The following is a 25,415-nucleotide window of genomic DNA, read 5'->3' on the forward strand; positions in this document are numbered from 1 at the left end:
CTAAAGCCGCGCGGCGCGCTCCGGCTTCACCGATCCGAGGCACATCTCGGCAATTCCGATCACGTTGCCGATCAGGCGTCCGCGCCGGTCGAGATGGGCTTCCGGACGCACCGACTTCACGCAGTTCATGCACAGCGCGCGCACGATGTTGCTGGCCGCTTCCTTCTTCGACATCACACCCTTGCGGCACAGATACATCGCATTGACCACCTGCGAGTAACCGAAGCGGCGCCCCGACACGCGCCCGCCCTGCATCCCGAGGTGCACGCCCAGCAGACTGTCGCTATACGCGAGACGGCCGCGCCGCGCAAGCCGCCGCGAAAAGTCCTTGTCTTCCATCCAGCCGTAGAGCACGAGACGTTCGTCGAAGCGCAGATCGGCAATCGCCCTGGCGCGGCACGCCATATTGCAGCCGTAGAGATCGATGCCCGCGCGCAGCGGCGTGGCTTCGTGTGCGGCATGCTGCGCGCCGTCCACGAGCGCGACCGCTTCTTCCCATGCCACCGGCTGCCCCGTTGCGCCGTCGCGCAACGTGCGGCCCGAGAGACCCATCAGCGTGGCATCGTTTTCGAAGAGGGCCGCGCACTGTTCGACCCAGTGGCGCTCGGGCGCGAAGTCGTCGTCGAAGAAGATCACGACGTCGATGTCCGGTGCGAGCGCATCGAGTGCGCGATTGCGCTGCACACTCGACCCCGCGGTGCCCACCAGCTCGTCGATGCGAAGGCCGGCGGCGTCGTAGGGGCCGAGGTCGGCCGCACTCGTCGCCGAGAGCAGAACCTGATCGGGCCGCTGCGTTTGTTGCGCGAGCAGCCGCACGGCCCATGCGGTTGCCGCCGGACGCCCCTTCGTCGCGATCACCACCGCGACGCGCAAGGGTGTCTTCTGAGGTGCCGCCGCGGTTGACGGTCGATCATCGGCTGCGAGAGTCGTCATCGGTTTCTCCGCGTTCCTGTGCGCACCGGTCGTGCCCGACCTTCGTCCGCCGCGCGCGGCACGTCCGCAGCACATCCGCGGCACATCCGCGGCACGTCGAGTAGCACTCCAGCACGCATCGAGGTTAGCACGGCCGATGCAAGCATCCCGCCGCAATCGATTCAGATGTCCGAAACAATCTATTCATCGACTGATTGATACGATCGGATCCGCCACATTGCAACGATTGCGAACCGGGCATGAACGCTTCGTGAAAGCGCATGCCCACTCGAAGTGCATGCGCCGCCCTTGGCGAAAACGGCGCCTGTCACGTAACGGGCTTCGCGAGCGATGCAATCCGCATCGCTCATAGCGCGGTGCGACCAACGCCATTCGTTCAATAGAAATTGCGGGGTTACGTTTTTGCCGCGCCTCGGCTAAAACTGCTACAGGCGTATTGCGCTAACATGACGGCGTTTTCAGTCGGAGCGAGGCAGTGGAAAACAGGATCGTCTCTTCCGGCACGCCCGAGCGCGAAAACGATTACGGTGCGGGCGGCAACCCGCGCAGCCGGCCCGTGGTTTTTTACGTGCAGCCGCTCATTGCGCGCTATCGCATCGAAGTCGTCGAGTCGCTCAACCGCCTTTTCTGCGTCAAGGTATTCGCGTGCTCCGAAGGCGTGGAGGCAAGCGGTTTTTCGCGCGAAAAGCCGAGCTGCGACGAGTTCGTCGAAACCCGCATCGGCGGATTGCCGTCGCGGCGTATCCGTATGCAAAGCCGCGTGCTCGGGCGCATCGTGCGCGAGCGTCCCGATGCAGTCCTGATCTTTGCAGACGTCCGTTATCTTTCGCTATGGCTCGCGCTCGTCGCGGGTCGCCTGCTGCACGTGCCCGTGCTGATCCACGGTCAGGGACTCTACCGGCACAAGGCGGCCGGTCTCATGCGCACCGTCTGCTACCGGCTCGCGGTGGCGCTCGCCGTGCGCTACGTCTGCTATACCGAAGCGTCGCGACGCTCGCTCGAGCGTATCGGCTGTCCGGCGCGCAAGCTCGTGGTGGCGAACAACTCGCTGACCGTGTCGTGCTCGGTCGAACCGGAGGCCAGGACCGGCACCGAGAACGGCGTGCTCTTCATCGGCAGGCTGCGCGAAGACTCGCAGATCGAGCGGCTCATCGATGTGGTCGGCCGCCTGCATCGCGAAGGCAGCGATATCACGCTGCACGTGATCGGCGACGGCGAAGAAGGCGAGCGCCTGAAGCGCGAGTACGGGCACCTCGGCTACGTGACCTGGTACGGCGCCCTCTTCGACGACGACGCCATCGCGGCCATCAGCCTGCGCTGCCGGGTCGGCTGCTATCCGGGCTCGGCGGGACTCTCCGTCGTGCATCTGTTCGCGCTGAGCCTGCCGCCCGTCGTGCACGACCGGCTGCCGCAGCACATGGGACCGGAGCCGGGCTACGTAGAAGACGGGCGCACGGGTTTTTACTTCGGCCGCGACGGCGGCGCCGACGCGCTCGCCGAGACACTGCGGCGAGTCTGGGCCATGCCGCCGGAGGCCATGCGCGCCACAGCCGCGGCCGCCCATGCGGTGTATTGCCAGCTCAACTCGCCGACGCTCGGGCATCAACTCGCGGAGATCGTGCAAGCCTCGCTGCGTCCGCGCCCCGCGCCACGGCGCGCATCGTGACGCCTCGCGTGCGGACCGGCGTTCAGCGCTGCTTCCACACGCGATAGAGCATCCATCCGGCGCCCGAGAAAAGCCCGAGCGTCATCGCCCACGCAATGCCCATCACACCCCAGCGATGCATCGCGAGCGGCACGGCGGCGAGCAGCACGACCACCTGGATCAGCGAAGCCACCGTCACCGCGCGCGCATCGCCGACCGCGCGCAGATACGAAGCCAGCACCGTGTTCAGCGCGGCCACCGCCATGTTGATGACGAAGATGCGAAAGAGCGGCACCGCCGGCAGCCACGCGGCGCCGAGCACGAGGAGAAAGAGCGGTTCGGCGACGAGGCGCAGCACGACGACCACGGCGGCCAGCCCCAGCGCCGCCACCGCCAGATAGATCCGGAAGAGGCGCGCGGCCGCCTGCGGGCCACCGCGATGATGTGCTGCGAAGGTGGGAAAGAGATACTGCGACATGGCGATCGCCGCATCGGCGAGCAGCATCTGCGCAAGCTTCGACGACATCTGCCAGGCGCCCAGTTGCGTGGGCCCGAGCAGCTTGCCGACCACCACCTTGTCGAACTGGTTGGTCACGAGAATGATGACGCTGCTCGCCCAGATCCAGCGGCTAAAGCCGATGTAGTGGCCAATCCCGGCCCACGAGAGCCGCACCGGCGGACGCGGCGAAAGCGTCGTCCACGTGAGCACGCCCTTGAAGGCCTCGCCCGTCATCATGCCCAGCAAGAGCGCATAAGGCCCCGCCCCGGCGAGCGCGAGCCCGACGCCCACGCCGCAATCCACGCAGGCGGCCGAAATCTCGATACCCGCAACGTGCTGAAAACGCCGCTCGCGCTGCGCGATGAAGTAAGCCGGCGAGGCAAGCCCACGCAGCAGCGGCAGCAATGCCGCGAGCTGCACGAGCCCGAGCGCCCCGCCCAGGTGGAACTGCGCATTCATGAGCGGCGCGCAAGCGACGAGCAGGAGCGCGATCAAGAGCCCGCGCGTGGCGAGCGTGGTCCACACCGCGCCGAACTGATCGCGGGTGGGCGGCGCGGGCCCCTGGATCACGGCTTGCGCGAGTCCCGTGTCGGAGAGCGCTTCGGCAATCGTGACTGCGAGCAGCGCAACGCTCGCGAGTCCGATCGCCGAAGGACCGAGGATCCGGCCGATCAGCAGAAATTTCACGGCCACGAGACCGCGCACGATGACCTGTTGCAGCAACACCCAGGTCGCCGCGCCGGGGCCGAAGCCCGCTTTCGCCGGCCATGCCGGCAGCCGCATCGCGCGCAATCGGGGCCTCCCGTGGTTGGATCGCCGGCATTGGATCGCAGCGGTTGGGTCGCAGCCGTTGGCTCGAACTCGCGCCGCGGCCTCGAGCGCGGCCACCGGCGCGAGCGCTGTGCGGCGCCCGCCCGCGCAGGGCAGCGCGCAGCCAGCCCGCGTTTTGCACGTTACCGCGGCCGGCATGTCACGAAGCGCCATCTGCCAGGCGGATTCGGTCAGGGCGGCTGTCCGCGGGACCCGGGTCGAGAGCCGGCTATGTCCACGCCAGGCATTTTCAGCCAGCCCCAAGCGCAAATTGGCGCGCATCGCGCATGCCGCGCTGCTATGTTGGTCGCAACGCCCAACGCCTCGTTGCCGCCATGGAAACTGCGTCGATCCCCGGATACCGCCGCACCGCTCCCGCCTCCCCGGACGCCACCGCGCTCCCCGGCGAAGCTCCGGCGACCCTCGCCGAAGCGCCCGCAACGCCGTGTGCGATAGACGCGACAAACGCGGCAAGCGACGGCTGGATCGCCATCATCGAGCCGAACTTCACCGGCCACCGCTGGCGCTACGTCGAGTGGATCGCGCAGGCTTGCGTCGAAGCCGGGCATCGCTGTGTCATCGTCACCGACACGGAATACGCGGCCCATCCGCTCGTCCAGCGCGTCACGCGCGAGGCGCGGCCCGAGCTCGCCATCGCGCTGCTCGACCTGCATACGGTCCCGCGCGGACTGCTGCGCGACCTGAGCGTCTATGCGCGCTTTCACAACTTCTATGCACGCGCACTCGCCGAACTCAACCGCACCACGAACGTGCGGCTCGTCGTGGCGCCCTACGCGGATTACTTCTTCTATACGCTCGCAGGCCTCGGTTCGCCGTTCGGCAAGACACCGTGGATCGCCATCGTCATGGGCATGACTTTCCATCACGCGGGCATCGGGCTGCGCACGCCGCGCCGCCCGCTCATCGATCCGGTGAAGTCGATGCTGTTCAGGCTCGGCATGCGCGCGCGCGGACTGCGCACGCTCTTCACCATCGACCCCACGCTGCCCGACTGGTTCGCGAGCACGAAACCCGCGCACGCGGCACCGCTCACCTACGTCGCCGATCCCTTTCCGGAAACGCCCGCGGCCGATACGCAGCTCGCACGCAGGCGGCTGGGACTCGATGCACGCACGCGTTATCTGCTCGTCTACGGCGCGATCAGCGAACGCAAGGGCATACGCGAGCTGATGCAGGCGCTCATGCGCAAGGGCGATGCACCGTGCCTCGTGATTGCGGGCGAACAGGACGAAGAGACGCGCACGTTCATCGACGCGCACGCGCCGCACCTCTCGCCCGCGCCGGTCATCTTCGACCGGTTCGTGCCCGAGGACATGGAGCGCGATCTCTTTTCGGCCTGCGATGCCGTCTGGCTCGGCTACCGGCAGCACTACGGCATGAGCGGCGTGCTCGTGCAGGCCTATCGCTTCGGCAAGCCGGTGATCGCGATCGCGGGCGGACTGATCGGCTGGTTCTGCCGCGACGGTTCGCTCGGCCCGCTGCTCGACGACCTGGAGCCGGACTCGATCGCACACGCGATCGATACCCTGTGCGAGCGCTGGCGCAGCGGCGCGGCACCGCTTTCGCTCCCGAGCGACCATCTGCTCGCGCGCAACACGCTCCTGCAGTTCAAGCGCACGTTGCAGGCAACGCTCGATTGAGCGTCGATGATTGAGCGTCGATACCAGGCAGAGCTGACGAAAGACGAGTCGAAGATCGAAGGCCGGATCAAGCCACTCAAGCCACCTTGCCATCGACGGCGGGAACATCGTCGGCCGGCGCCGGCGGCACGATGACCGGTGCGCGGCGATCCGGAAACACGGCATCGCGCAGGCGCAGGAACGGAAACTCGATCGCGCGCGTGGTGGCGTAGCCCAGCACCACGGCAATGACGTACTGCGCGCCCAGCACGACGGGCCACGCGAGCAGCGGCGGCACGCCAAGCGCGCTGGTCTTGTGGATCAGATAGTCGCCGGGCGCGAGCGCGAGCGAATGCCAGAGGTAGATTCCATACGAGTACAGCCCGAGCCACGCAACTCCGCGATACACCCACGAGGTGCGCAAGTTCCCCGAATGTTCGACCACGAGCACGATCAGCGCGCAAAAGCCGATGGCCTGCAGCGTGAAGCCGACGCTTTCATCGAGCGCGACGTCGCGCGTCGCGAGCGCGAGCCACGCGACAAGTAGCGCCACGGCGCCGATCAGCCAGTTGCGCTTCGTGGCGAGACTGCGCCAGACCTCGGGCTTCATCCAGTAGACGGTGGCGAGCACGACTCCGATCAGCAGGCTGTCGATGCGGTACTGCGTGAACGCGAACGCCGCTTCCAGATCGCCGCTCAGCACGGCGGCGCAGCGCGCGCCGAGCACCAGCGCGCAGATCACGCCCATCACGCCGATCAGCGCATTCGCGCGCAGCCGGAAGTGCGCGAGCACGAGCAGGAACGCGGGCAGGAACAGATAGAAGTGCTCTTCGACGGCGAGGCTCCATGTCTGCGTAATGGAGGTGCCGAAATAGTTCTGCAGGTGCGTGAGGTTTTGCCAGAGGAACGTGTCGCGCGGATGGCGCCCTGCGATCACATGAAAGAGGATCAGCACATAGTACGCGGGCCAGATCTTGAAGATCCGCCGCACGATGAAGCGCCGCGCCGCAATCTGGCCCGTTTGCGCATACTGCCGCAGCAACAGGCCGCCCACGAGAAAACCGCTCAACGTAAAGAAAAGATTGACGCCCTCATGGCCGAAGCTTTTAAGCGGGTACTCGATGACCGACACCCAGGCATGGCCGGTATTCACCGTATGAAAGTGAAAGCCCATCACCGCGAGGATCGCAATGCCCCGCACGAAGTCGAGCTCGACGGACCGCCCACGCGCCGTCGATCGCGCGCCGTGCAATAAGTTCATGACGCCCACCTCGTTTTTAGCCGGCGGCAAATCATACCGATGCCGTCCTCATCATGCGCATCCCCGCCTGTCTGCGCACGCCAACTTGCCAGCGTTCTCGGACAGCCCGCAAAGGCCGGCCCCACCTGTGCGCAAGGTCGCGGCGAGACAGGGCTCGCCGCGCATCCTTATGCCTTTTGCCGCCACAACCCAGGTGCTTCGCGCCACCCCTGCCCGCCCCCCGCTTCCCGCGTTTTATAGTGAATCGAACCTTCGCATGCGGCGTGGTGCTGCCTGCGAATCGACGCACCGCACCGGGAGAAACGCCGATGCGCAACAAAACTGCCGTCCTGTGGATCTGGGTGTGCTTTCTGCCGCTCGCATTCGACTACAAGGCGCCCGACTCGCAGTTCGGTCACAGCGCACAGTGGGCGGTCGTCTTTCCGGCACTCGCAGGCGCCATCGTCCTCGCGATGATCGGCCCGCGCTTCACGCGCGCGTCGCGGCTGCGCACGTTCGTGACGGGCGCACTCGTGCTGAGCCTGTGCGGCAGCCTGGTCGCGCAGCTGCTGCAGCACAATCCCTTCGGCAACTATCTGCGCGTCCTGCTGCCGTTCCTGCTGTTCGGGCTCGGCTATGCGGCCATGTGCCGGCCGTGGCACCCGCATCGTCTCGCGCAGATCGAGCACGCGCTGTACTACGCGAACGTGATCGGGCTCGTCTTCACGTTCTTCTTCGGCCTGATGGCCGTGGGCGGTCCGCTCTCCGACATACGCTTTCGGATCGTCTCGCCGACCATGCTCGCGCTGCAGGGCATGCTGCTGCATCAGTTCATCGTCGCGCGGCGCTTTTCCCCGGCGATGGTGGCGGTGTTCATCGGCACGCTCGTGGTCGAACTGCTGAGCGTCACGCGCAGCCTCCTGCTCGCCACCGTGCTGCTCGCCCTCTTCGCCGCCTGGCTCGCGGCGCCCTCGCTGCGCCACATGCTGCGCGCGATCATGCGCGTCACCGCGGCGCTGCTGTGCGTGGCCGCGCTCGGTGCCGGGACCGCCTGGCTCTTCCCGGCCATCACCAACCACTGGACGCAGCGCATCGACGCCGCGCAAAACAGCGACTCCGACCGCGATCCGACCACCGTTACGCGGATCGCCGAAATACGCGACCAGTACGACCAGGTGAGCGCCTCGGCGGAATCGCTGCTGTTCGGCAAGGGTTATGGCCACGAGTACCGCTACTCGCCGATCTACTACCCGTACGTGCAGGAAACCTTCAGCAAGGAGGATTACTTCGCGATCAGCGACTGGGTGGCCGGCCACAACTTCTGGGTGTACCAGTTCTACGCCGAAGGTCTCGTGTTCGGGGCCTGCATGCCGCTTGCGGTCATCGTCGCGCTGGTGTGGGGGGGCGCCGCGTTCAGGCGTTGGCACCGCATCGCGCCGCGCGAGCCGCTCCTGATGCCGCTCAGCATGGCGCTCCTCGTGCTCGCCGCGCTGCCGGGCGCCTCGATCGGCGGCAACCCGCTCGGGCCGCGCTTCTCGGGCCTCGTGTACGGCGTCGCGCTCGGCCTCGTGGTGTCGCTATATGTACGGCTGCACTACCGGCTGGACCTCGCGCGCCGGCGCGAACCCCTCGAACCCGTTCTGCGCGAACCCTTCGTGCGGCCCCCCATCGAGCCGACCTTCCGGCCACCGGCGCCGGCAGCGGCGCCGCTCAACACGTACGCGACCCCGGAGCCCCGATGAAGATCCTGCACCTCGTTTCGACCGTCGATCCGCGCTCGGGCGGCCCGATCGAAGGCGTGCGCCAGAGCGGCCTCGCCATGGCGGCGTCGGGCCATCAGATCGAAGTGGCGACGCTCGATCCCATCGACGTCCCCTACGTGCGCGATTTCCCGCTGCCGCTGCACGTGCTGGGCCCCGCCCGCGGGCACTACGGCTATTGCGCCGACTACGTGCCGTGGCTGCGCGCGCATGCGGCGCGCTTCGACGCCGTGATCGTTCACGGCTTGTGGCAGTACCACGGCTACGGCGCGTGGCGCGCCTTGCGCAAGATGGACGTGCCCTACTACGTGTACGCGCACGGCATGCTCGACCCGTGGTTCCGGCTCACCTATCCGCTCAAGCATCTGAAGAAGTGGACCTACTGGCCGTGGGCCGAATACCGCGTGCTGCGCGACGCGGCCGCCGTGATCTTCACGACCGACGAGGAACGCCTGCTCGCGCGCGAATCGTTCTGGCTCTATCGCGCGAACGAGCGCGTCGTGCCGTTCGGCACCAATGCGCCGCGCGACGAGCCCGCGGTGCTGCGCGAAGCCTTCCTGCGTGCCTCGCCGCATCTGCAGAACAAGCGCATCGTGCTCTTTCTCGGGCGACTTCATCCGAAGAAAGGCTGCGACATGCTGGTGCGCGCCTTCGCCGAGCATGCGCGCGAAACGCCCGACGCGCATCTGCTGATGGCCGGCCCCGATCAGGGCAACTGGCAGGGCGCCTTGCAGGCGATCGCCCAGTCGCACGGCATCGCGCACCGCATCAGCTGGCCGGGCATGCTGCAGGGCAATCTCAAGTGGGGCGCGTTCTACGCGAGCGATGTGTTCGTGCTGCCCTCGCATCAGGAGAATTTCGGTGTTTCGGTAGCCGAAGCGCTGGCGTGCGGGCTGCCCGTGCTGGTCTCGGACAAGGTGAACGTGTGGCGCGAGATCGAATCGGACGGCGCGGGCTTCGTCGCGCCGGATACGGTGGCGGGCACGCAGCGCCTGCTCGCCACGTGGCGCTCGCTCGACGAGAGCACGCGCAACACCATGCGGGTCCAGGCGCGCCGGACCTTTGACGCGCGCTTCGCGATGGACGGCATGGTGCGCTCGCTCACCGCGTTGCTGCACGAGCCGCCGGCGGGGGGTGCCATGCAATCCGCGGCGGCGGCAGTGCCGGCGGCACGCACGCGCGCGGGACTGGCGATGCGTATCGAACCGTCATCGGAGCAGCCGGAGCACACGGCGTCCGTGCGCAACTGAGGACAACTGAAGCACCCGGTGCTATCCAGCGCAGCCGACCTGAGACTGAAGGGGCAAGGCCATGTTACACAACGTACCTGTTGGTTCGAGCGCGGCAAGGACACGCCGCGCGGGTGCCGTCGCCACGGCAACGGCGGCGATGGCGGCAATGGTGGCGATGGTGGCCATGACGGTTCTGCTCGCGGGCTGCGGGATGGCGCCGGGCATGTCGTACGCGCCGCCCAGCGTGTCGCAGGCGAAGGCCGCAAGCGACAAGGCCCACGCCTCGGGCACCGAGGCAACGGACGATCAGCCGCCCGCCGGCGCGCTCGTCGAGATCGACAACGGCCTGATCGCAAAAGAACAGGCAGCGAGGCCGACCGTGGTGCCAACCGACGTCGAGAAGCTGTTCGGCACGCCCGCGCCCTATACGCTCGGGCCCGGCGACGTGCTGAGCATCGTGGTGTGGGACCACCCCGAAATGAACCTGCCCACGACGACGCCGATGGCCGGCCAGCAAGACCAGAGTACGAGCCAGGTGATTTCGGGCTATACGGTCGATTCGGCGGGCGTGATCCAGGTGGCCTACGTGGGGCCGATCCACGTGGCCGGCCTGACCGAGCTGCAGGCGCGCGACCTCGTGGCGGGCAAGCTGGGCTACTACCTGCACAACCCGCAGGTGACGCTCAGGATCGAAGCCTATCGCAGCCGCCGCGTGTATCTGGACGGCGAAGTGCGCACGCCCGGCCTGCTCGTGCTCAACGACATGACGATGTCGCTGCCCGAGGCGATCAACCGCGCGGGCGGCTTCACGGCGGCGGGCGACCGCTCGCGGGTGAGCATCACGCGCGGCAAGCAGACGGTGTTCGTGAACATTCCCGACATGATCAAGAAAGGCGTGAACCCGGACAACATCATTCTGCAGAACGGCGATCTGGTGCGCGTCTATTCGCAGAACGACAGCAAGGTGTACGTGCTGGGCGAAGTGGGACACCCCGGCAGCGTCGTGCTGAACAACGGACGTCTCACGCTGAACGAGGCGCTCGGTTCGGCAGGCGGCATCAGCCAGGGATCGGGTGACGCATCGCAGGTCTATGTCGTGCGCGGCCAGGAGGAAGGCCACCGCACGGTCTTCCATCTGAATGCCTCGTCGCCGGAGGCGATGGCCACGGCCGACGAGTTCGAACTGAAGCCGAGCGACGTCGTGTTCGTCGATGCTTCGTCGCTCGTCAAGTGGAGCCGGGTCGTGAGCCTGATCCTGCCGAGCACGGAAGCCGCCGAAGCCGGACGCGTGGTCAGCTACGGCTATTAGGGCTAACGGGCTGGCGCTCTTCGAAGCGCCAGCGAATGAAGCGGCAGGGATTGCCGCCATACACGCCGCCCGCCTCGAGCGAGCGATGCACGACCGAAAGCGGCGTGACGACGGCCGAGCGCCCGATCGTCACGCCCATCTGCACGACGCACTTCGACGAGACCCACACGCCGTCCTCGATCACGATGGGCGCGACGCGCAGGTCCATGTTCGTGCGCATGTCGTGCGAGCCGGCGCTCAGAAACGCGCCTTGCGAAAGACACACGTTCGAGCCGATCCGGATCGGCGCCTGGTTGTAGATCCACACGTCCACGCCGATCCAGCAGTGGTCGCCGAGTTCGAGATTCCAGGGCGCCTTTACGCGCATCGGATGCACGAGGCGGCAGCCGCTGCCCACCTTCGCGCCAAACAGCCTCAGCAAGGCCACACGCAGCCCCGAGAAGGGCAGCAGACGGTTGTCGAGTACGCAGGCATCCACCACGTACCAGAGCGCCTGTACGAGCTTTCCACGGCGCGCCGTGTAGTTGCCCTTGCCGGCGAGACTCAGGTCGATCACGGGGATTTGCGCATCCGCCGACGGGAATGCCGATGCGCGCGCACCCGTGGCCGGCGCCTGCGGCGCCGCTTCGCTTTCTCCGTTCGCCCGCCCTGCAACACCCCGGCCACCGATGACATCGACTGCTTCCGACATAAGCGCTCCCTCGCATATTCTTGCCCCACCGGCGGATGACACGGCCGCGGGTCACGTCAGGTGCTATCCGGCTCGATTATCCGGCGCGCCTCCTGCCGCTTCGCACGGATGGCCGACACCGCCGGTGTTTTGGCGCGGCTGCGCGACGCCATGTGCGCACCATGAAGGCATCGCCGCGCCAGGCGTCAAATGAGCGTTGCATGCCAGGTTTCGAATCATGTCCATGACCGCCTCTTCGCCCGCTGCCGCCGCCGTGCTGCGTATGGCGCGCGGCACGGCGCCTTCGATCCTCGCCCTCGCGCTGTACGTCACGTGCTGCGCGTGGCCGCCTGCCGCCCATGCACAGCAAGATACGGTGCCGGCCTCGCCTGCCTCTTCGGACGATCGGGGCAACAGCGCAAGCCAGGACGAGCAGAACGGCACCGGCGCTCCCCCCACTACGCACCGCGTACAGTCCGACGAGGACGGCATGCTCGGCGGCCCTTCGGACGAGGACAATCCGTACGGAGGCGGCGCCTACAGCAGCGACGGCGCCTCGCCCGCCGCGCAGGAAGACGCGCTCACGAAAGAGGCGCGCATGCGCATCATCAGCCCGTCCGATTTTTATGCAGCGAGCGGCGCGGCGGGAACGAGCCCGCGCGGCGGCAGTGCTACGGGTGGCATCGGAAGAAGCGCCGCTGGAACCGCTACGGATGGCATCCGCCGCAGTCTCGGGCACGCGTCGGCCGTCAAGAACGCGCAATCGGCCGGCGACAGCACGAAGGCAGCTTATGACTACGGTGCGAGCGCAACGTCGCCCACCGCGCCCGTTTATGGCAACCCGTACACCGGGTCGCAACGCTCGGCTGCCGCGCAGTTGTACCGTTCGCCCTGGTAGGCCAGGTCGCCCCTCACCCGTCCGACTGCTCAGCCTCGCGCAATCTCGATTGGCGTGTGCCCGCGCGATCCGGTGCGGCGGCGCCCTCGGCCACACTTTGCACCGCCTCCGCCGCGACCTCGGCGGTCCCCGCGAGCACGGCCAGCCTCGCGTCGAACGCCCCAAAGATCGCCTCGGGCGAGAGGCTTTGCTGCGCGTAACGGCGCGCGGCCGCACCGAGCGCCGCGCGCCGTTCCGGATCGCCGGCCAGTTCGACGATGGCGGCCGCGAGCGCATCGCGGTCCTCGGGCGGCACCGCGATTCCGGTTTCCGTCACGACATCGAAGAGGCTCGTGCCGGGCCGCGCCATGGCGACGACCGCGCGGCCGCTCGCGAGCATGCCGGTGAGCTTCGACGGCATCACGAGATCGGCGGCATCGTTGCGTTGCGGCAGCACGTGGATATCGGCAACGTTGAGCAGTTCGTTCAGTGCCTCGGCGGGTTGCAGCGGCAACACGTGGCAATTCGAAAGCGGTGTGCAGCGCGCAAGCAGTTCGTGTTTCGCCGCGCCGTCGCCGCAGAACACGAAGCTGATATCGGGCCGCCCCGCCAACGCCGCCGCGACATCCGCGAGAATCTCGATGCCCTGCTTCGCGCCCATGCTCCCGGAGTACAGAACGACGGTGTTAGCGGGCGCGATGCCGAGCCGCCGGCGGTACGCACTCGGCACCGGCAGCGGAAAAATGGCCTTGGTGTCGACCCAGTTCGGCAGACACGCCGTGCGCGACGCATCGACACCCTTGTCGATCGCCCGCTCCACCATGCGCGGCGAAATCGACGAGACCACGTCGAAGCGGCGTAAAAGCATGCGCTCGGTGGCGTTCGCCACGCGCGCACCACGCGACGCGCCGCCGCCTTGCAGCAGCCCCAGGCCAAACGCGGCATCCACTTCGAAGTCCTGAATGTGCAGCCACGCTTTGGCGCCCGTCGCGCGCGCGAGCGCAAGCGCCCCCGGTGCGCACAGGAGCGTGGGCACGATCAGCATGATCACCTGCGGCCGCCAGAATGCTTCCCGAACGAGCAGCGGCAGCGAAGACAGCGCGAAGCTCGCCAGATGCACGATGCGCGTGAGCCCGCGCGGCCGCGAGGGCACCCACAGCGGCGCGCGCGAGACCGGCACGCTGCGCCAGTTTTCGCGCCGATACTGCCAGGCCCGGTAGCCGTCGTGCACGCGCCACTGCGGATAGTAAGGGGGTGCACAGACCATGCGCACCTCGTGCCCCCGCGCGGCGAGCAACTCGGCCATTTCGGATGTGTATTTGCCGACGCCCGCCACCTCCGGCGCGTAATTCAATCCATAGATCAGGATTCTCATCGCTGGACTCTTTTCGCGCAGTTTTCATCGAACTGTGCGAACGGAAGGCCGGGCCGGCTTGCGTTACCCTGCGCCGTCTCTGGTTATGCGCATGGCTGCAAGCCGGCCGCAGCGGCAAAAAAAAGGCGAGCGCCGTCCAGCCGGTCCTCTCCCGACGCTCGCCGCCAACAAACCGCATGCTCTGTGGGCAACCCGGACCCGCGAGGCCTCGTTAGACTTCGAGCGCCCGGGTCCGCAGGCCTCACGCTCTCATAGCCGTCTCGTATGCCGGCGCCGCATGCGACGACTGGAGAAAATCGCCATAGGTGCGCGCGAGCCCCTCGCCGAGACCCACATGCGCGTGCCAGCCCAGATCGCCGAGGCGCGAGACGTCGAGCAGCTTGCGCGGCGTGCCGTCGGGTTTGCTCGAGTCGAACACCAGTTCGCCGTCGAAACCCACCACCTCGCACACGCGCTCGGCCAGCTCGCGGATCGACAGGTCCTCGCCCACGCCCACGTTATAGACGCCATCGTCCGCCTCGTGTTCGAGCAGGAAGAGCGTCGCGTCGGCGAGATCGTCCACGTACATGAACTCGCGGCGCGGCCGGCCCGAGCCCCAGACCGTGAGCGTGCGCGCGCCGCTCACGCGCGCCTCATGCGCCTTGCGCAGCAACGCGGGCAGCACATGGCCGCTGGCGAGATCGTAGTTGTCGTTGGGGCCGTAGAGATTGGTCGGCATCAACGATACGAAATGCGTGCCGTACTGCTTGTTATACGCTTCGCACAACTTAAGACCTGCGATCTTCGCAATCGCATAGGCTTCGTTGGTCGGCTCCAGCGGCGCGGTGAGCAGATAGGATTCGCGGATCGGCTGCGGACACTCGCGCGGATAGATGCACGACGAGCCGAAGAAGACAAGTCGCCCGACACCCGCGCGATACGCGGCGCGGATCACGTTGGTTTCGATCGCGAGGTTGTCGTAGGCGAACTGCGCGGGCTGCGTGGCGTTCGCCATGATGCCGCCCACGCGCGCCGCCGCGAGCAGCACGGCGTCGATCTTTTCGTGTGCGAAGAAGTCGTCGACGGCATGCTGGTCGGTCAGATCCAGCTCCGCGTGGGCGCGCGTCACGAGGTTCCAGTAGCCGTGCGCCTGAAGCGCGCGCACGAGCGACGAGCCCACCATGCCGCGGTGGCCGGCGATGAAGATGCGGGAATTCGTATCCATGTTCTTCACTCGTGATGTTCGAGAGCCTTGAAGCCAGCCAGCGTGACCAGCGCGTCGCGGCGGGCAATCTGATAGTCCGCGCGCACCATTTCCCTGACCAGCGTGTGGAACGAAGTCGCCGGACTCCAGCCGAGCTTTTGCTGGGCCTTCGAGGCATCGCCGAGCAAGGTCTCGACCTCGGTCGGCCGGAAATAGCGCGGATCGACGCGCGCGATCACGTTGCCGGGTTCGAGGCGCGTCTCGCGCCCTTCCACCTGCTCCACGATGCCCACTTCGTCGAGGCCGCTGCCCTCGAAGCGCACGGTCACGCCGAGCTCGGCCGCCGCCACGCGCACGAAATCGCGCACGCTGTACTGCACGCCGGTGGCGATCACGTAGTCTTCGGGCTCGTCCTGCTGAAGCATGCGCCACTGCATATCGACGTAATCGCGCGCATGGCCCCAGTCGCGCAGCGCGGAGAGATTGCCGAGGTACAGGTCCTTCTGCAGCCCCACCGCAATGCGCGCGATCGCACGCGTGATCTTGCGCGTGACGAAGGTCTCGCCGCGCTGCGGCGATTCGTGATTGAAGAGAATCCCGTTGCACGCGTACATGCCGTACGCCTCGCGATAGTTGACCGTGGTCCAGTACGCGAACAGCTTCGCAACGGCATACGGGCTGCGCGGATAGAACGGCGTGGTTTCGCGCTGCGGCACCTCCTGCACGAGCCCGTAGAGCTCGGAGGTCGAAGCCTGATAGAAGCGCGTCTTCTTCGTGAGGTTCAGAATGCGGATCGCCTCCAGAATGCGCAGCGTGCCGAGGCCGTCCGCGTTCGCCGTGTACTCGGGCTCTTCGAACGAGACGGCCACGTGGCTTTGCGCGGCGAGGTTGTAAATCTCGTCGGGCGCCACGCGCTGGATCACGCGCAAGAGCGCCGTGGAGTCGGTGAGTTCGCCGTGATGCAGCTGGATGCCCGGTTCCGGGTCGTGCACATCGCGATACAGGTGATCGATCCGGTCGGTGTTGAAGAGCGAGGAGCGCCGCTTGATGCCGTGCACTTCGTAGCCCTTTTCCAATAGCAGTTCCGCCAGATACGAACCGTCCTGACCGGTGATGCCGGTAATCAACGCAACCTTACGAGCCATCGTTCTCTCCTCGCGCGTAGCGAAATGGATTCGGTGGTTTCTCCGTCCGCCCGGTTGTGTCCGGTTGTGTCCTGCTGTGTCCGGTTCTGTCCTGCCTTGACCCGTTGCGGACGGCACGTCCTCGTACTACCCTGGAATGCTTTCGTATCCGTAATAACCGCCGCGATAGCCGCCGCCGATGAACGCGCCGGTCTTCGGCACGTCGGTGAGCAGCACGCCGCGCAGGTTCACGCCGCCGATGCGCAGGCGCTTCACCGTTTCCTCGAGCTCGGAAAGCGGGTGGCGGCCGTGGCGGATCGCGAGCAGCGTCGTGCCCGCATAGCGCCCGATCACGGTCGAATCGGTCACGGCAAGCACGGGCGGCGTATCGACGATCACGATGTCGTATTTCGCCTTCAGTTCTTCGAGCAGCGCCTCGAAGCGCGAACTCATCAGGAGTTCGGAAGGATGCGAGTGCAACGTACCCTTCGCGAGCACGTCGAGGCCCGGCAGCACGTCGCGCTGGATCGCCGAATTCAGGTCGGCGCCCAGCAGCACGTCCGAGAGCCCGGGCTGATGCGGAATACCGAAGTGCGAGTGCACGTCGCCGCGCCGCATGTCGCCGTCGACGATCAGCACACGCTTGTTCACGGAAGCGACGAGCGCCGAGAGGTTGACCGAGAGGAACGACTTGCCGATGTCGGGCCGCGATCCGGTGAGCATCACGATGTTGTTGCTCGCTTCGCTGAGCGAGCGCTGCAGCGACGTGCGCAGGCTGCGCACGCCCTCCACCGCCACGTCCTGCGGCGCCTGCTGCGCGAGCACGTGCAGGCCGCGCCGGCGCGCCGAAACATGATGTTGCAGGCGCAACTGCTGCGAGCTGCGCGGCACCACGGCGAAGACCGGCACGCCGAGCGCCGCTTCGAGTTCGTCGGGACGCTCCACACCGCCATACAGCGACTTGCGCACGATCGCGACGAGGATGCCCACCACCAGCCCCGCGCCGATGGACAACGCGATCACGAGCAGACGCTTCGGACGCACCGGATCGTCCGGCGCCTGGGCGTAATCGACGATGCGCACGTCGCCCACCTGCCCCGCCTTCGCCACGCGCAGTTGCTGCGCGCTGTTCAGAAGGCTCGTGTAGAGCTCGGTATCCACGTGCACGTCGCGCAGCAGGCGCACCGCGGTCTGCTCGGTATCGGGCAGCGAGGCGACGTTGCGCGTGAGCGTGGCCTGCTCGCCTTGCAGGTTCGCGATCTGCGCATCGAGTGCGGCCACCGCCGGATGGTGCTCGGTGAAGCGCTGCGAGAGCTCGGCGCGTTGCTGTTGCAGATCCTCGAGCCGGGTCTTGTTGTCCACCACCTGCTGAAGCAGCAAGCGGCTTTCTTCGCCCAGATCGACCGTGCCGTGCTCGTTACGGAACTTGTTGTAGCGCTGCTCGGCCGCGTCGAGTTGCGCGCGGGCCTGCGGCAACTGGTCGTCGAGGAATGCGAGCATATGCTCGGCTTCGGCAGAGCGGCTTTCCACGTCCTGCGCGATGAACTCGCGCGCCATGTTGTTCAGGATCTCCGCCGTGAGCTTGCTGTCGTGGCCCTCGAGGCTCGCGAGTATCACGTCGGATTGCAGTCCCACTTCGGACACGTCGAGCGAGCGCTGCAGCCGCTCGACGGTCGTGAGCGTGGACGCGCGCGTGAGCGCGAACGGCGTGCCGGGCGCGCCGCTCAGGCGGTCCACATGCAGCGCGATCGGGCCATCGGCGGTGTTCGCCGTCACGTCCTCGCCCACACGGCCCTGCAGAATCGCAATCCCGTCGGGGTCGCGCAGCACGTAGGAGCCGTCCGCGCCCGGGACCAGCGTGAACTCGCGCTCGTAAAGCGCTTCGGGCGTATCGAAACGCGATACCGCGATATCGCCGCCGCCCCACGCATAACCGGCCGGCTTGAGAAACGACGGCAGCCTCACGCCCCAGTTGCCGTTCACGAGCCCCGCCAGCATGCCGCCGACAACGGGCATTTCGCGCGGCCGCGCGGTGATGTCGAGATGCAGGCGCTTCACGGTTTCCTCGGTGACGAGACGGGATTTGAGCATCTCGATCTCGCCGTTGGCCGAGGTCTTCGTGTCGAACATGCCGGTGAGCGGCGGCAGGCTGTTGTCCTTTTTGCTCGCGTCGGACTTTTCCATGACATGGAACAGCACGTCGGCGCGATAGGTCCGCGGGGCGAGGAACGCGTAGGTGGTGCCGAGCAGCGTGAACGCGAGCGTCACGACGGCGATGGTGCGCCAGTTCGCAACGAGCGTTTGCAGATACTCGCCCAGAAACCGTTCGTCGGCGCCCGCCATGGCGTAGCCGCTGTCATAGTTGATCGCCATCTTCGCTCTCCCTCAAACTGATGAAGCGCCTCATGTAGCGGATGCAACCCGCGCGCACGGGCGGCGGGTCCACTGCTTCGCGCACGGACGATGCCGTGCGCACGCTCAGTAGGCGTTGGGACTGACGAGGCCGTGGGCGATGGTGGCCGCGATGATGCGCATATCGAGCCAGAACGACCAGTGGCCGAGGTAATACAGATCGTGCGCGACGCGCAACTCCATCTTTTCGAGGCGGTCGGTCTCGCCGCGAAAGCCGTTGATCTGCGCCCAGCCGGTAATGCCGGGCTTGATGCGGTAGCGGTGGATGTAGCCCGTCACCACACGCTGGTAGAGATCGTCGTGTTCGAGCGCATGCGGACGCGGCCCGACCACCGACATATCGCCGCGCAGCACGTTGTAGAACTGCGGCAGTTCGTCGAGACTCGTGCGGCGCAGGAAGGCGCCCACACGGGTCACGCGCGGATCGCCGCGCGTGGCCTGGCTCACCTTGCCCGGCGCTTCGGCATGCAGACGCATCGTGCGGAACTTGTAGATGGTGAACACGCGACCGTCCGCGCCCTTGCGGCGCTGCTTGAATAACACCGGGCCAGGCGAAGACAGCTTCACCGCGACCGAGATCGCGAGCAGAACCGGCACGAGGCTCACGAGCGCCGCGCTCGCGAAAACACGGTCGAATACGGCCTTCTTGAACTGGGCGCTGGCCGTCAACGGCGAAGCGACCAGGTTGATCGCCGGCACGCCGAGCAGCTCGATCACGCTGCTGGTGTCGAAGAGCGCAAGCGAGCGCACGTCGGGAATGAAGCGGATGTTCACGAGGTCGTTGCGGAACTCGGTCACGAGGCGCGCCACGGTACGCTCGTCGGCGAGCGACAACGCGAGCCAGAGCTCGTGCACGTCGCAGTCGCGGATGTATTGTGCAAAGCCTTCGATCGTCTCGCAGATTGCGGTGCGGGCGGCGCTGGCCGGCGGCGTATCTGGCTTCGTGCTGTAGAGGACGCTCGCGCGAAAACCCGCGCTCGGATCCGCTTCGATGCGGCGGACCATCTCGTCGCATTGCGTGGACGAGCCGGCAATGGCGACCTGATGCAGGTTCAGACCGGCGCGCCGCACGTGCGCGAGCACGCCGTGCGTGCCGAGGCGCCAGGTGATGAGGAGCCCGCCGGCGATGGCGGTCCAGTAGGCGAACCAGAGGCGGGAGACGATGTCCACGTGGTGCATGGTCGAGTACATGGCGATCAGCGCGCAGCCCTGAACCACGAGCCAGGCAAGCGACACCTGCCCTGCCAGCAACACCTTGGAGCGGCCGCGCCAGGACAGGTAGATGTCGAACGCCGGAAAGAGCGCGAGTGAAAACGCCGCGGAGAACAACACGAATACGTCGTAGAAGCCGCGCCCCAGCAGGGCATCGAAGCGGATCTGCGAAGCCACCACCGCTCCGACGATCACCGCTGCGACATCCAGCAACCTCGCCATTAGTCCTTGAAGCTCGCGCATTTCGCTCACCTGGAGGTCGGCAATGCAACGTTCAACTGTAGCGACCGTATGAATCGTCCAGCCTGACGATGTCGTCCTCACCGAGATACGAACCCGATTGCACCTCGATGATTTCGAGCGGTACCTTGCCTGGGTTCTCGAGCCGATGACGCACGCCAAGCGGGATGAATGTCGACTGGTTCTCGGTCAAGAGGAACGACTCTTCGCCACGTGTCACGAGCGCGGTGCCGCGCACGACGATCCAGTGCTCGGCGCGATGATGATGCAATTGCAACGACAACCGGCCGCCGGGCGCCACCACGATGCGCTTCACCTGAAAGCGTTCGCCCCTGTCGATCGAGTCGTAATAGCCCCATGGACGGCGCACCTTGCGATGCTCGTCGGCCTCGGGAGCGTTCTGCGCCTTGATGCGGGCAACCAGCCCTTTCACGTCCTGGACTTTCGAACGATCCGCAACCAATACGGCATCGGGCGTTTCGACCACGACCAGGTTGGACGTCCCGACGCATGCCACGAGCCGCCCCTCCGAGTGCGCATAGCTCGCAACGGCACCCTCGAACAGCACGCGACCGCGCGCGACGTTCCCGCATTCGTCCTTCTCCATGGCGGCCCAGACCGCATCCCACGAACCGAGGTCGGACCAGCCGGCGTCGAGCGGCACCACGACGCCTTGCGGCAGTTCCTGTTCGTCCACACCGTTGCCCGCCAGCCGCTCCATCACCGCGTAGTCGATCGAGTCCGATGGCGAACAGACGAAGGTTTGCGCCGAAGGACGAAACACCGCCCCATCCGCCGTGCCTTCGGCAAACGCCGCCATGCACGCGTCGTGCATGGCAGGCTGCAACCCTTGAAGGGCTTTCAGCCATACGCTTGCACGCATCACGAAGATGCCGCTGTTCCACCAGTACCCGCCCTGCGACACATACTGGGCGGCGAGTTCCGGTGCAGGCTTCTCGACGAAGCCATCGATACGATGCGCGCCATCGTCGAGCGCCCCGCCGATGCGGATATAGCCGAAACCGGTCTCGGGAGAGCGCGGGGGCACGCCCAGCGTGACGATCGCACCGCGCTGCGCATGACGTGCTGCGCATTCGAGTGCGCGCTGCAAGGCGCCCACGTCGGAGATTGCGTGATCCGACGGCATCACCATGAGAATCGCGTCTTCGCCATTGGCACTGGCAAGCGCGGCACCGAGCGTGAGAGCCGGCGCCGTGTCGCGCCGCGCAGGCTCGACGATGAGCCGCGCGTCCCTGCCGCAGGCGCGCATCTGCTCGGCAATCACGAAGCGGTGCTCTTCGCCGCACACGACAATCGGCGCACTGGCGACCTGCCATCCCTCGCCAAATCCATCGAGCCTGTGAACAGTCGCCTGTAGCAGCGTGTCGGTTCCCACGACGTCGATCAATTGCTTGGGAAAGTTCTCGCGCGACATCGGCCACAACCGCGTGCCCGATCCCCCCGCCAGCACGACCGGCACGATGCGCGTGCAAGCCGCCGCGTCGTCTTGCTGCGCGCCGGTTTCTCCCGGCATGCCGACTTTTACTTCACCCGGGTGCAGATCTTGCGGTATCGCCAGCCTTTCATTCATGTTCGCACTCCTATATATCTCAAATGGTCGCCTGTCTTTCGACACGCGCCCCAAAGTCCGGCGAAGCAGCGCCCTCAGGCGCCAGCTTCGCGTCGGCTTTGTTCGCGATACTCGGTGGGTGAAATCATCATGCGCTTGCGGAAGATCTTGGCAAGGCGGTCGCCATTGCCCATGCCGGTGCGGCGCGCGATCTTGTCCACTGGCAATTCCGAATCGGCCAGCAGACTGCACGTAATCGCGAGGCGCGCGTGCAGGAGGTAATCCGAAGGCGTAATGCCCATCTCCAGTTTGAAACGGCGCAGAAAGTTACGCTCGCTCATCGCGGCGACCTGCGCGGCATCCGCAATCGAAATGGCACGCTGGCAATTTTCCTGCAGCCAGCGCGCAGCGGCCCGCACCTTGTCGGCCGGCGCACTGCCGAGCGCGTCGCCGAGAAACGGCATCAGATTGCCGCCCGAGTCGGGCATCAGCCGTTCAGTCACCGCACGCGCCACATCCACGCCGAGGTCGCGCTTGACGAGCGTGAGCGCGCTCTTCATGGATTCGAGCCGGTCGCCGGGGTCGCCCACGGCATCCTCGCGTCCATTCGGCACTCCGGCCATCCCGTAGGTGCCGAATTCGCGCGGCACGCGTTGCCCGCAGAGGCTCGCGGCCTCCAGCAGCGAACGTCCCTCGCCGATCGGGCGGATCATGCCGGTATTCGCATGCACATGACGAAGCCATGCGATCAGGCGCTCGTCATTGGCGGCGGCGAAGGCGCCCTTGCCACCTGCGACAAACAGCGCGTCGAAGCCGACGTAGTGACGCGCATCGAGTCCATCCGTCCAGACCCTCACCGATGACGAGCATGTGACATTGCCGCCATCGGCGGAAAGAATGCTTACGTCATAGGGAAAACGGCGATCCGTGTCCGACGAAAGTTCATTGGCCATATGAAAGACTTCGGCCACGATTCCTGCCCCAAGCAGCGAACAACCGTCGAACAAGAGAATTGCGATATGACGAATCTCCCGGTTAATACCCGCGGTGACGAGATGCGGGTGAGTGAACGATGGCAAATCCAGACTTGCGTACGCCATGCTTTTCCCCTAAACGTCCCCCGTCCAAAGTGAAAAGTCCTGGTAATAGCATTCCGTGTGCAGTGCATCATATGCGTATAAAATTCGGCGTAGCGACGACTGACCGAAACTGCCGAGACATTGGCGCATTCAGTCCGGTCGCGGACCATTTTGAAGCACGCACGTTACGGTTTGCACCAAAAAGCAATTGATTGAAAACCGTGAATCGTTTGATTGCTTTGATGAGACAAAACTGCCCGCCGATACGGCCCGATCAGTATTTTCGGCTTTAATACGATGAATTCCGCGATGTCTTCCGGTCGTTGCATTTTCTGCGGGATGGAAGAAAAAACGGATGATAAGGAAGGGTGAAAACGGCGCCTCTATTCGTCTGATAAAAAGACGTTAAAGCGGGTTTAAGCGCCGTTCCGGTGCGCGCAAAGCAGATATTAAATCTCCTAAAAGGATTCTGCATCGCACAAAATCAGATAAGGTATGCATGCGTTTATAAGAATGGCCGCATGCGCGCGCACTGGGGCATCCCACGCACGCGGCGTGCCCGGCATTGCGCGAAAAGACTGGACCCTGGCGCGACGCGACAGGCGAAAGCCACTAGTCTTGCCTTTTCATCCTCTCGTGAGCGCGCCGATGATCCTGCCCGCCGCCGTTGCGTCCGCATCGAAGCCCCGCGGCGTCGCGCGCCTCGTGCTCGCTGCGTTCGCGACCGGCGCGCTGCTCGCCTCGATGCCGTGCCAGGCCGCAGACGCCGCAGACGACGCCGTCTGCCACAGCGCGACGAGCCGCGACGGCGCAGGCGCAGGCGACTCGCCCATCTCGGCCGACACGCCTGGCAGTGACGGCACGCGTCTTTTCCCGCACGGGCGCAGCGTGCGTATCGAAGTGGTCACGCGGACCCACGCCGACGACAAGGTGCAATGGCAGATCGCCGACACCTGGAGCCGCCCGCAGGCAAGCGGCAGTTTTCCAGTGGCGGCAGGCGCGCGCGTCACGTCGCTCACCTGCACGATGCCGCAGGCCGGTTATTTCGCGTTCTCGGCCTCGCTCGCCTCACAACCGGCGGCCACGCTGCCCCAGCGCGGCACGCGCCCGGCGGGCATAACGACGTTCGGCGTGCTGCCCGACATTTCCTCCACACTGCCGCCGCCAGCGTTCGCGCATCAGGATCTGCACCGCTTCGGCGGCCAGGGCACGGCCTACCTCGCGCCCGGCCAGCACTGCTGCGGCGGCGACGGCTTCCGGCCGCTCTATACCGACCTCGGGCTCGCCTGGGCCAACGACAACCGCAACTGGTATAACGAAGAGCCGAAAGGCCCGAACACGTTCGAACCCGCCACTGCCGAACTCGCGACCGGATTTCGCTCCGGCGACATCATGCGGCTGATCCTGCTCGACGGCATTCCCTCATGGGCGAGTCCGAACGGCCAGGACACGCACAGTTATGCGCCGGTCTCCGAAGCGGCATTGCACGACTATATGACGCGTGTGGGCACCGATTCGGCACACGTGCGTGCGAAGATATTTCCACGTCAGTCGCGCAACTATTACCAGGTCACGTGGGAACCCGATCCGGACGGCGGCCTGCCCTGGCGCGATACCGACGCCCATTTCGTCGATCTCTACCGGTCGGTCTGGGAGGGCATTCATGCCACCGATCCCAATGCGGTCGTGATGGGCCTCACCTATTCGGGTGTGGGCGACAACACGAAGTGGCTCAAACATTTCGCACAACTAGGCATTACGCGCTATCTCGACGGCGTGACCATTCACGGCTACTACGACTTCGGCACGAGCCCCTCGCATCCGCCCGAGCGGCTCGTCAATGCACCGGGCGACACGCCTGGCCTGCCCGAAGCGATGCGCGATCTGCGCGCGACGATGCGCGACCTGCTCAAGCCCGGTGCCCCCTTGTTCGTGACGGAGACGGGCATCAGCTACGACATCGGCAGCGCCTACGGTCCGCACTATCCCGACGCGCAAACGCTCTACGCACAGGGCGCGGTCGTGGCGCGCACGCACCTGATCCTGCTGGGCGAAGGCGCCAACGTCACGTTCGTTTTTTACGGGGCAGACATGCCGGAGACCACACCCGGCTATGGCCTTTTCTTCGAACTCGACCATGCGCAGGGAGCGTATGGGTCCTCGAACATCAGCCCGAAGCCGGCCGCGCTCGCGGTCGCAGCCATGACGCGGCTGATCGACGGCACCGCGACACTCGGCCCGTTGCGCGGCACGCCGCCAGGTGTCTATGCCTATGCCTTCGCGCGGCCCGACGGCAAGGTCATCACCGCCCTCTGGAGTCACGACAACGCACATTGGAGCGCAAAGACAGGATTCGACGCAACGCGCGCCACGAACTGGGCCCTGCCCGTCGACGCACGCGGCCGCTCGGGCGAGGTCAGTGTGTTCGACATGATGGGCAACGAGACCAAAACGGCTTACAAGGACGGCACGCTGCCGCTCAACCTGACGGAATCGCCGGTTTACGTGGTCTCGGGCAACGCGGCCGTCATCAAGGCCAACGCCATCACGCCCGCGGGCTACGTCGCGCCGTAAGGCGCCGTCCTTCCGGAGGTTCATACAGCAG

At 66.1% G+C, this 25,415-nt stretch carries 18 protein-coding genes; 7 read left to right on the plus strand and 11 right to left on the minus strand.

The genetic code is table 11. The features are described from left to right. Positions 1–933 carry a glycosyltransferase family A protein gene (locus U5760_RS05100; protein ID WP_322010089.1) on the minus strand — a complete coding sequence of 311 codons (933 nt, stop codon included), beginning with the start codon at positions 931–933 and terminating at the stop codon, positions 1–3. Positions 934–1,408: 475 nt separating this feature from the next. On the opposite strand from U5760_RS05100, the gene U5760_RS05105 reads away from it, so the two are divergent. Beyond that, positions 1,409–2,599 (plus strand): glycosyltransferase, encoded by a 1,191-nt coding sequence (locus U5760_RS05105; RefSeq protein ID WP_322010090.1) that lies wholly within the window; start codon positions 1,409–1,411, stop codon positions 2,597–2,599. Between the two features lie 22 nt (positions 2,600–2,621). Here U5760_RS05105 and U5760_RS05110 read toward each other — a convergent pair whose 3' ends face one another. After that, positions 2,622–3,869, minus strand: a complete 1,248-nt coding sequence (locus U5760_RS05110) for an oligosaccharide flippase family protein (protein ID WP_322010091.1) — start codon at positions 3,867–3,869, stop codon at positions 2,622–2,624. Between the two features lie 353 nt (positions 3,870–4,222). Here U5760_RS05110 and U5760_RS05115 point away from each other — a divergent pair, with 353 nt between their 5' ends. Beyond that, complete coding sequence (locus tag U5760_RS05115) at positions 4,223–5,548, plus strand: glycosyltransferase (RefSeq protein ID WP_322010093.1); 1,326 nt, start codon at positions 4,223–4,225, stop codon at positions 5,546–5,548. A gap of 76 nt (positions 5,549–5,624) precedes the next feature. Here U5760_RS05115 and U5760_RS05120 read toward each other — a convergent pair whose 3' ends face one another. After that, positions 5,625–6,788, minus strand: a complete 1,164-nt coding sequence (locus U5760_RS05120; RefSeq protein WP_322010095.1) for an acyltransferase — start codon at positions 6,786–6,788, stop codon at positions 5,625–5,627. Positions 6,789–7,096: 308 nt separating this feature from the next. Between U5760_RS05120 and U5760_RS05125 the strand changes: the two genes are divergently transcribed. The 3 genes from U5760_RS05125 (at position 7,097) to U5760_RS05135 (ending at position 11,068) form a co-directional block, all read left to right on the plus strand. After that, complete coding sequence (locus U5760_RS05125; protein WP_322010097.1) at positions 7,097–8,509, plus strand: hypothetical protein; 1,413 nt, start codon at positions 7,097–7,099, stop codon at positions 8,507–8,509. Then, positions 8,506–9,777 (plus strand): glycosyltransferase, encoded by a 1,272-nt coding sequence (locus U5760_RS05130; protein WP_322010098.1) that lies wholly within the window; start codon positions 8,506–8,508, stop codon positions 9,775–9,777. The genes U5760_RS05125 and U5760_RS05130 overlap by 4 nt, the downstream gene beginning before the upstream one ends. Before the next feature lie 61 nt (positions 9,778–9,838). After that, positions 9,839–11,068 (plus strand): polysaccharide biosynthesis/export family protein, encoded by a 1,230-nt coding sequence (locus U5760_RS05135; RefSeq protein WP_415914045.1) that lies wholly within the window; start codon positions 9,839–9,841, stop codon positions 11,066–11,068. Here the strand turns inward: U5760_RS05135 and U5760_RS05140 are convergent. Further along, positions 11,052–11,759: a DapH/DapD/GlmU-related protein gene (locus U5760_RS05140; RefSeq protein WP_322010099.1), complete on the minus strand. Its 708-nt coding sequence runs from the start codon at positions 11,757–11,759 to the stop codon at positions 11,052–11,054. The two genes, U5760_RS05135 and U5760_RS05140, sit on opposite strands and share 17 nt — an antisense overlap. Positions 11,760–11,976: 217 nt before the next feature. Between U5760_RS05140 and U5760_RS05145 the strand changes: the two genes are divergently transcribed. After that, positions 11,977–12,636 carry a hypothetical protein gene (locus tag U5760_RS05145; protein ID WP_322010101.1) on the plus strand — a complete coding sequence of 220 codons (660 nt, stop codon included), beginning with the start codon at positions 11,977–11,979 and terminating at the stop codon, positions 12,634–12,636. Between the two features lie 13 nt (positions 12,637–12,649). Here the strand turns inward: U5760_RS05145 and U5760_RS05150 are convergent, their stop codons facing one another. The 7 genes from U5760_RS05150 to U5760_RS05180 form a co-directional block, all read right to left on the minus strand. Then, complete coding sequence (locus tag U5760_RS05150) at positions 12,650–13,990, minus strand: glycosyltransferase WbuB (RefSeq protein ID WP_322010104.1); 1,341 nt, start codon at positions 13,988–13,990, stop codon at positions 12,650–12,652. Positions 13,991–14,231: 241 nt separating this feature from the next. Continuing rightward, positions 14,232–15,194 (minus strand): GDP-L-fucose synthase, encoded by a 963-nt coding sequence (locus U5760_RS05155; RefSeq protein WP_322010106.1) that lies wholly within the window; start codon positions 15,192–15,194, stop codon positions 14,232–14,234. 5 nt (positions 15,195–15,199) lie between these two features. Then, entirely contained in the window at positions 15,200–16,318 is a 1,119-nt protein-coding gene (gene gmd, locus U5760_RS05160; RefSeq protein WP_322010107.1) for a GDP-mannose 4,6-dehydratase, read from the minus strand. 126 nt (positions 16,319–16,444) lie between these two features. After that, positions 16,445–18,670, minus strand: a complete 2,226-nt coding sequence (locus tag U5760_RS05165; RefSeq protein WP_322010109.1) for a polysaccharide biosynthesis tyrosine autokinase — start codon at positions 18,668–18,670, stop codon at positions 16,445–16,447. Positions 18,671–18,775: 105 nt separating this feature from the next. Continuing rightward, a complete protein-coding gene (locus tag U5760_RS05170; RefSeq protein ID WP_322010110.1) occupies positions 18,776–20,164 on the minus strand; it encodes an undecaprenyl-phosphate glucose phosphotransferase in 1,389 nt (462 codons plus the stop codon). A gap of 31 nt (positions 20,165–20,195) precedes the next feature. Beyond that, positions 20,196–21,695 (minus strand): mannose-1-phosphate guanylyltransferase/mannose-6-phosphate isomerase, encoded by a 1,500-nt coding sequence (locus tag U5760_RS05175; protein WP_322011054.1) that lies wholly within the window; start codon positions 21,693–21,695, stop codon positions 20,196–20,198. A gap of 131 nt (positions 21,696–21,826) precedes the next feature. After that, positions 21,827–22,831: a GlxA family transcriptional regulator gene (locus tag U5760_RS05180; RefSeq protein WP_322010112.1), complete on the minus strand. Its 1,005-nt coding sequence runs from the start codon at positions 22,829–22,831 to the stop codon at positions 21,827–21,829. A gap of 597 nt (positions 22,832–23,428) precedes the next feature. Here U5760_RS05180 and U5760_RS05185 point away from each other — a divergent pair. After that, on the plus strand, positions 23,429–25,384 hold the full coding sequence (locus U5760_RS05185) for a hypothetical protein (RefSeq protein WP_415914046.1): 1,956 nt from the start codon (positions 23,429–23,431) through the stop codon (positions 25,382–25,384). The last annotated feature ends 31 nt before the right edge of the window (positions 25,385–25,415 follow it).

The organism is Paraburkholderia sp. J12, from assembly GCF_905220215.1.
In the GTDB taxonomy this organism is placed as follows: Bacteria; Pseudomonadota; Gammaproteobacteria; order Burkholderiales; family Burkholderiaceae; genus Paraburkholderia.

What these genes read in the sequence shown, in the direction of transcription:
- U5760_RS05100 (WP_322010089.1), bottom strand. Translation starts at nt 933, where the DNA reads ATGACGACTCTCGCAGCCGATGATCGACCGTCAACCGCGGCGGCACCT.
- U5760_RS05115 (WP_322010093.1), top strand. Translation starts at nt 4,223, where the DNA reads ATGGAAACTGCGTCGATCCCCGGATACCGCCGCACCGCTCCCGCCTCC.
- U5760_RS05120 (WP_322010095.1), bottom strand. Translation starts at nt 6,788, where the DNA reads ATGAACTTATTGCACGGCGCGCGATCGACGGCGCGTGGGCGGTCCGTC.
- U5760_RS05125 (WP_322010097.1), top strand. Translation starts at nt 7,097, where the DNA reads ATGCGCAACAAAACTGCCGTCCTGTGGATCTGGGTGTGCTTTCTGCCG.
- U5760_RS05130 (WP_322010098.1), top strand. Translation starts at nt 8,506, where the DNA reads ATGAAGATCCTGCACCTCGTTTCGACCGTCGATCCGCGCTCGGGCGGC.
- U5760_RS05135 (WP_415914045.1), top strand. Translation starts at nt 9,839, where the DNA reads ATGTTACACAACGTACCTGTTGGTTCGAGCGCGGCAAGGACACGCCGC.
- U5760_RS05140 (WP_322010099.1), bottom strand. Translation starts at nt 11,759, where the DNA reads ATGTCGGAAGCAGTCGATGTCATCGGTGGCCGGGGTGTTGCAGGGCGG.
- U5760_RS05145 (WP_322010101.1), top strand. Translation starts at nt 11,977, where the DNA reads ATGTCCATGACCGCCTCTTCGCCCGCTGCCGCCGCCGTGCTGCGTATG.
- U5760_RS05150 (WP_322010104.1), bottom strand. Translation starts at nt 13,990, where the DNA reads ATGAGAATCCTGATCTATGGATTGAATTACGCGCCGGAGGTGGCGGGC.
- U5760_RS05155 (WP_322010106.1), bottom strand. Translation starts at nt 15,194, where the DNA reads ATGGATACGAATTCCCGCATCTTCATCGCCGGCCACCGCGGCATGGTG.
- gmd (WP_322010107.1), bottom strand. Translation starts at nt 16,318, where the DNA reads ATGGCTCGTAAGGTTGCGTTGATTACCGGCATCACCGGTCAGGACGGT.
- U5760_RS05165 (WP_322010109.1), bottom strand. Translation starts at nt 18,670, where the DNA reads ATGGCGATCAACTATGACAGCGGCTACGCCATGGCGGGCGCCGACGAA.
- U5760_RS05170 (WP_322010110.1), bottom strand. Translation starts at nt 20,164, where the DNA reads ATGCGCGAGCTTCAAGGACTAATGGCGAGGTTGCTGGATGTCGCAGCG.
- U5760_RS05175 (WP_322011054.1), bottom strand. Translation starts at nt 21,695, where the DNA reads ATGCCGGGAGAAACCGGCGCGCAGCAAGACGACGCGGCGGCTTGCACG.
- U5760_RS05180 (WP_322010112.1), bottom strand. Translation starts at nt 22,831, where the DNA reads ATGGCGTACGCAAGTCTGGATTTGCCATCGTTCACTCACCCGCATCTC.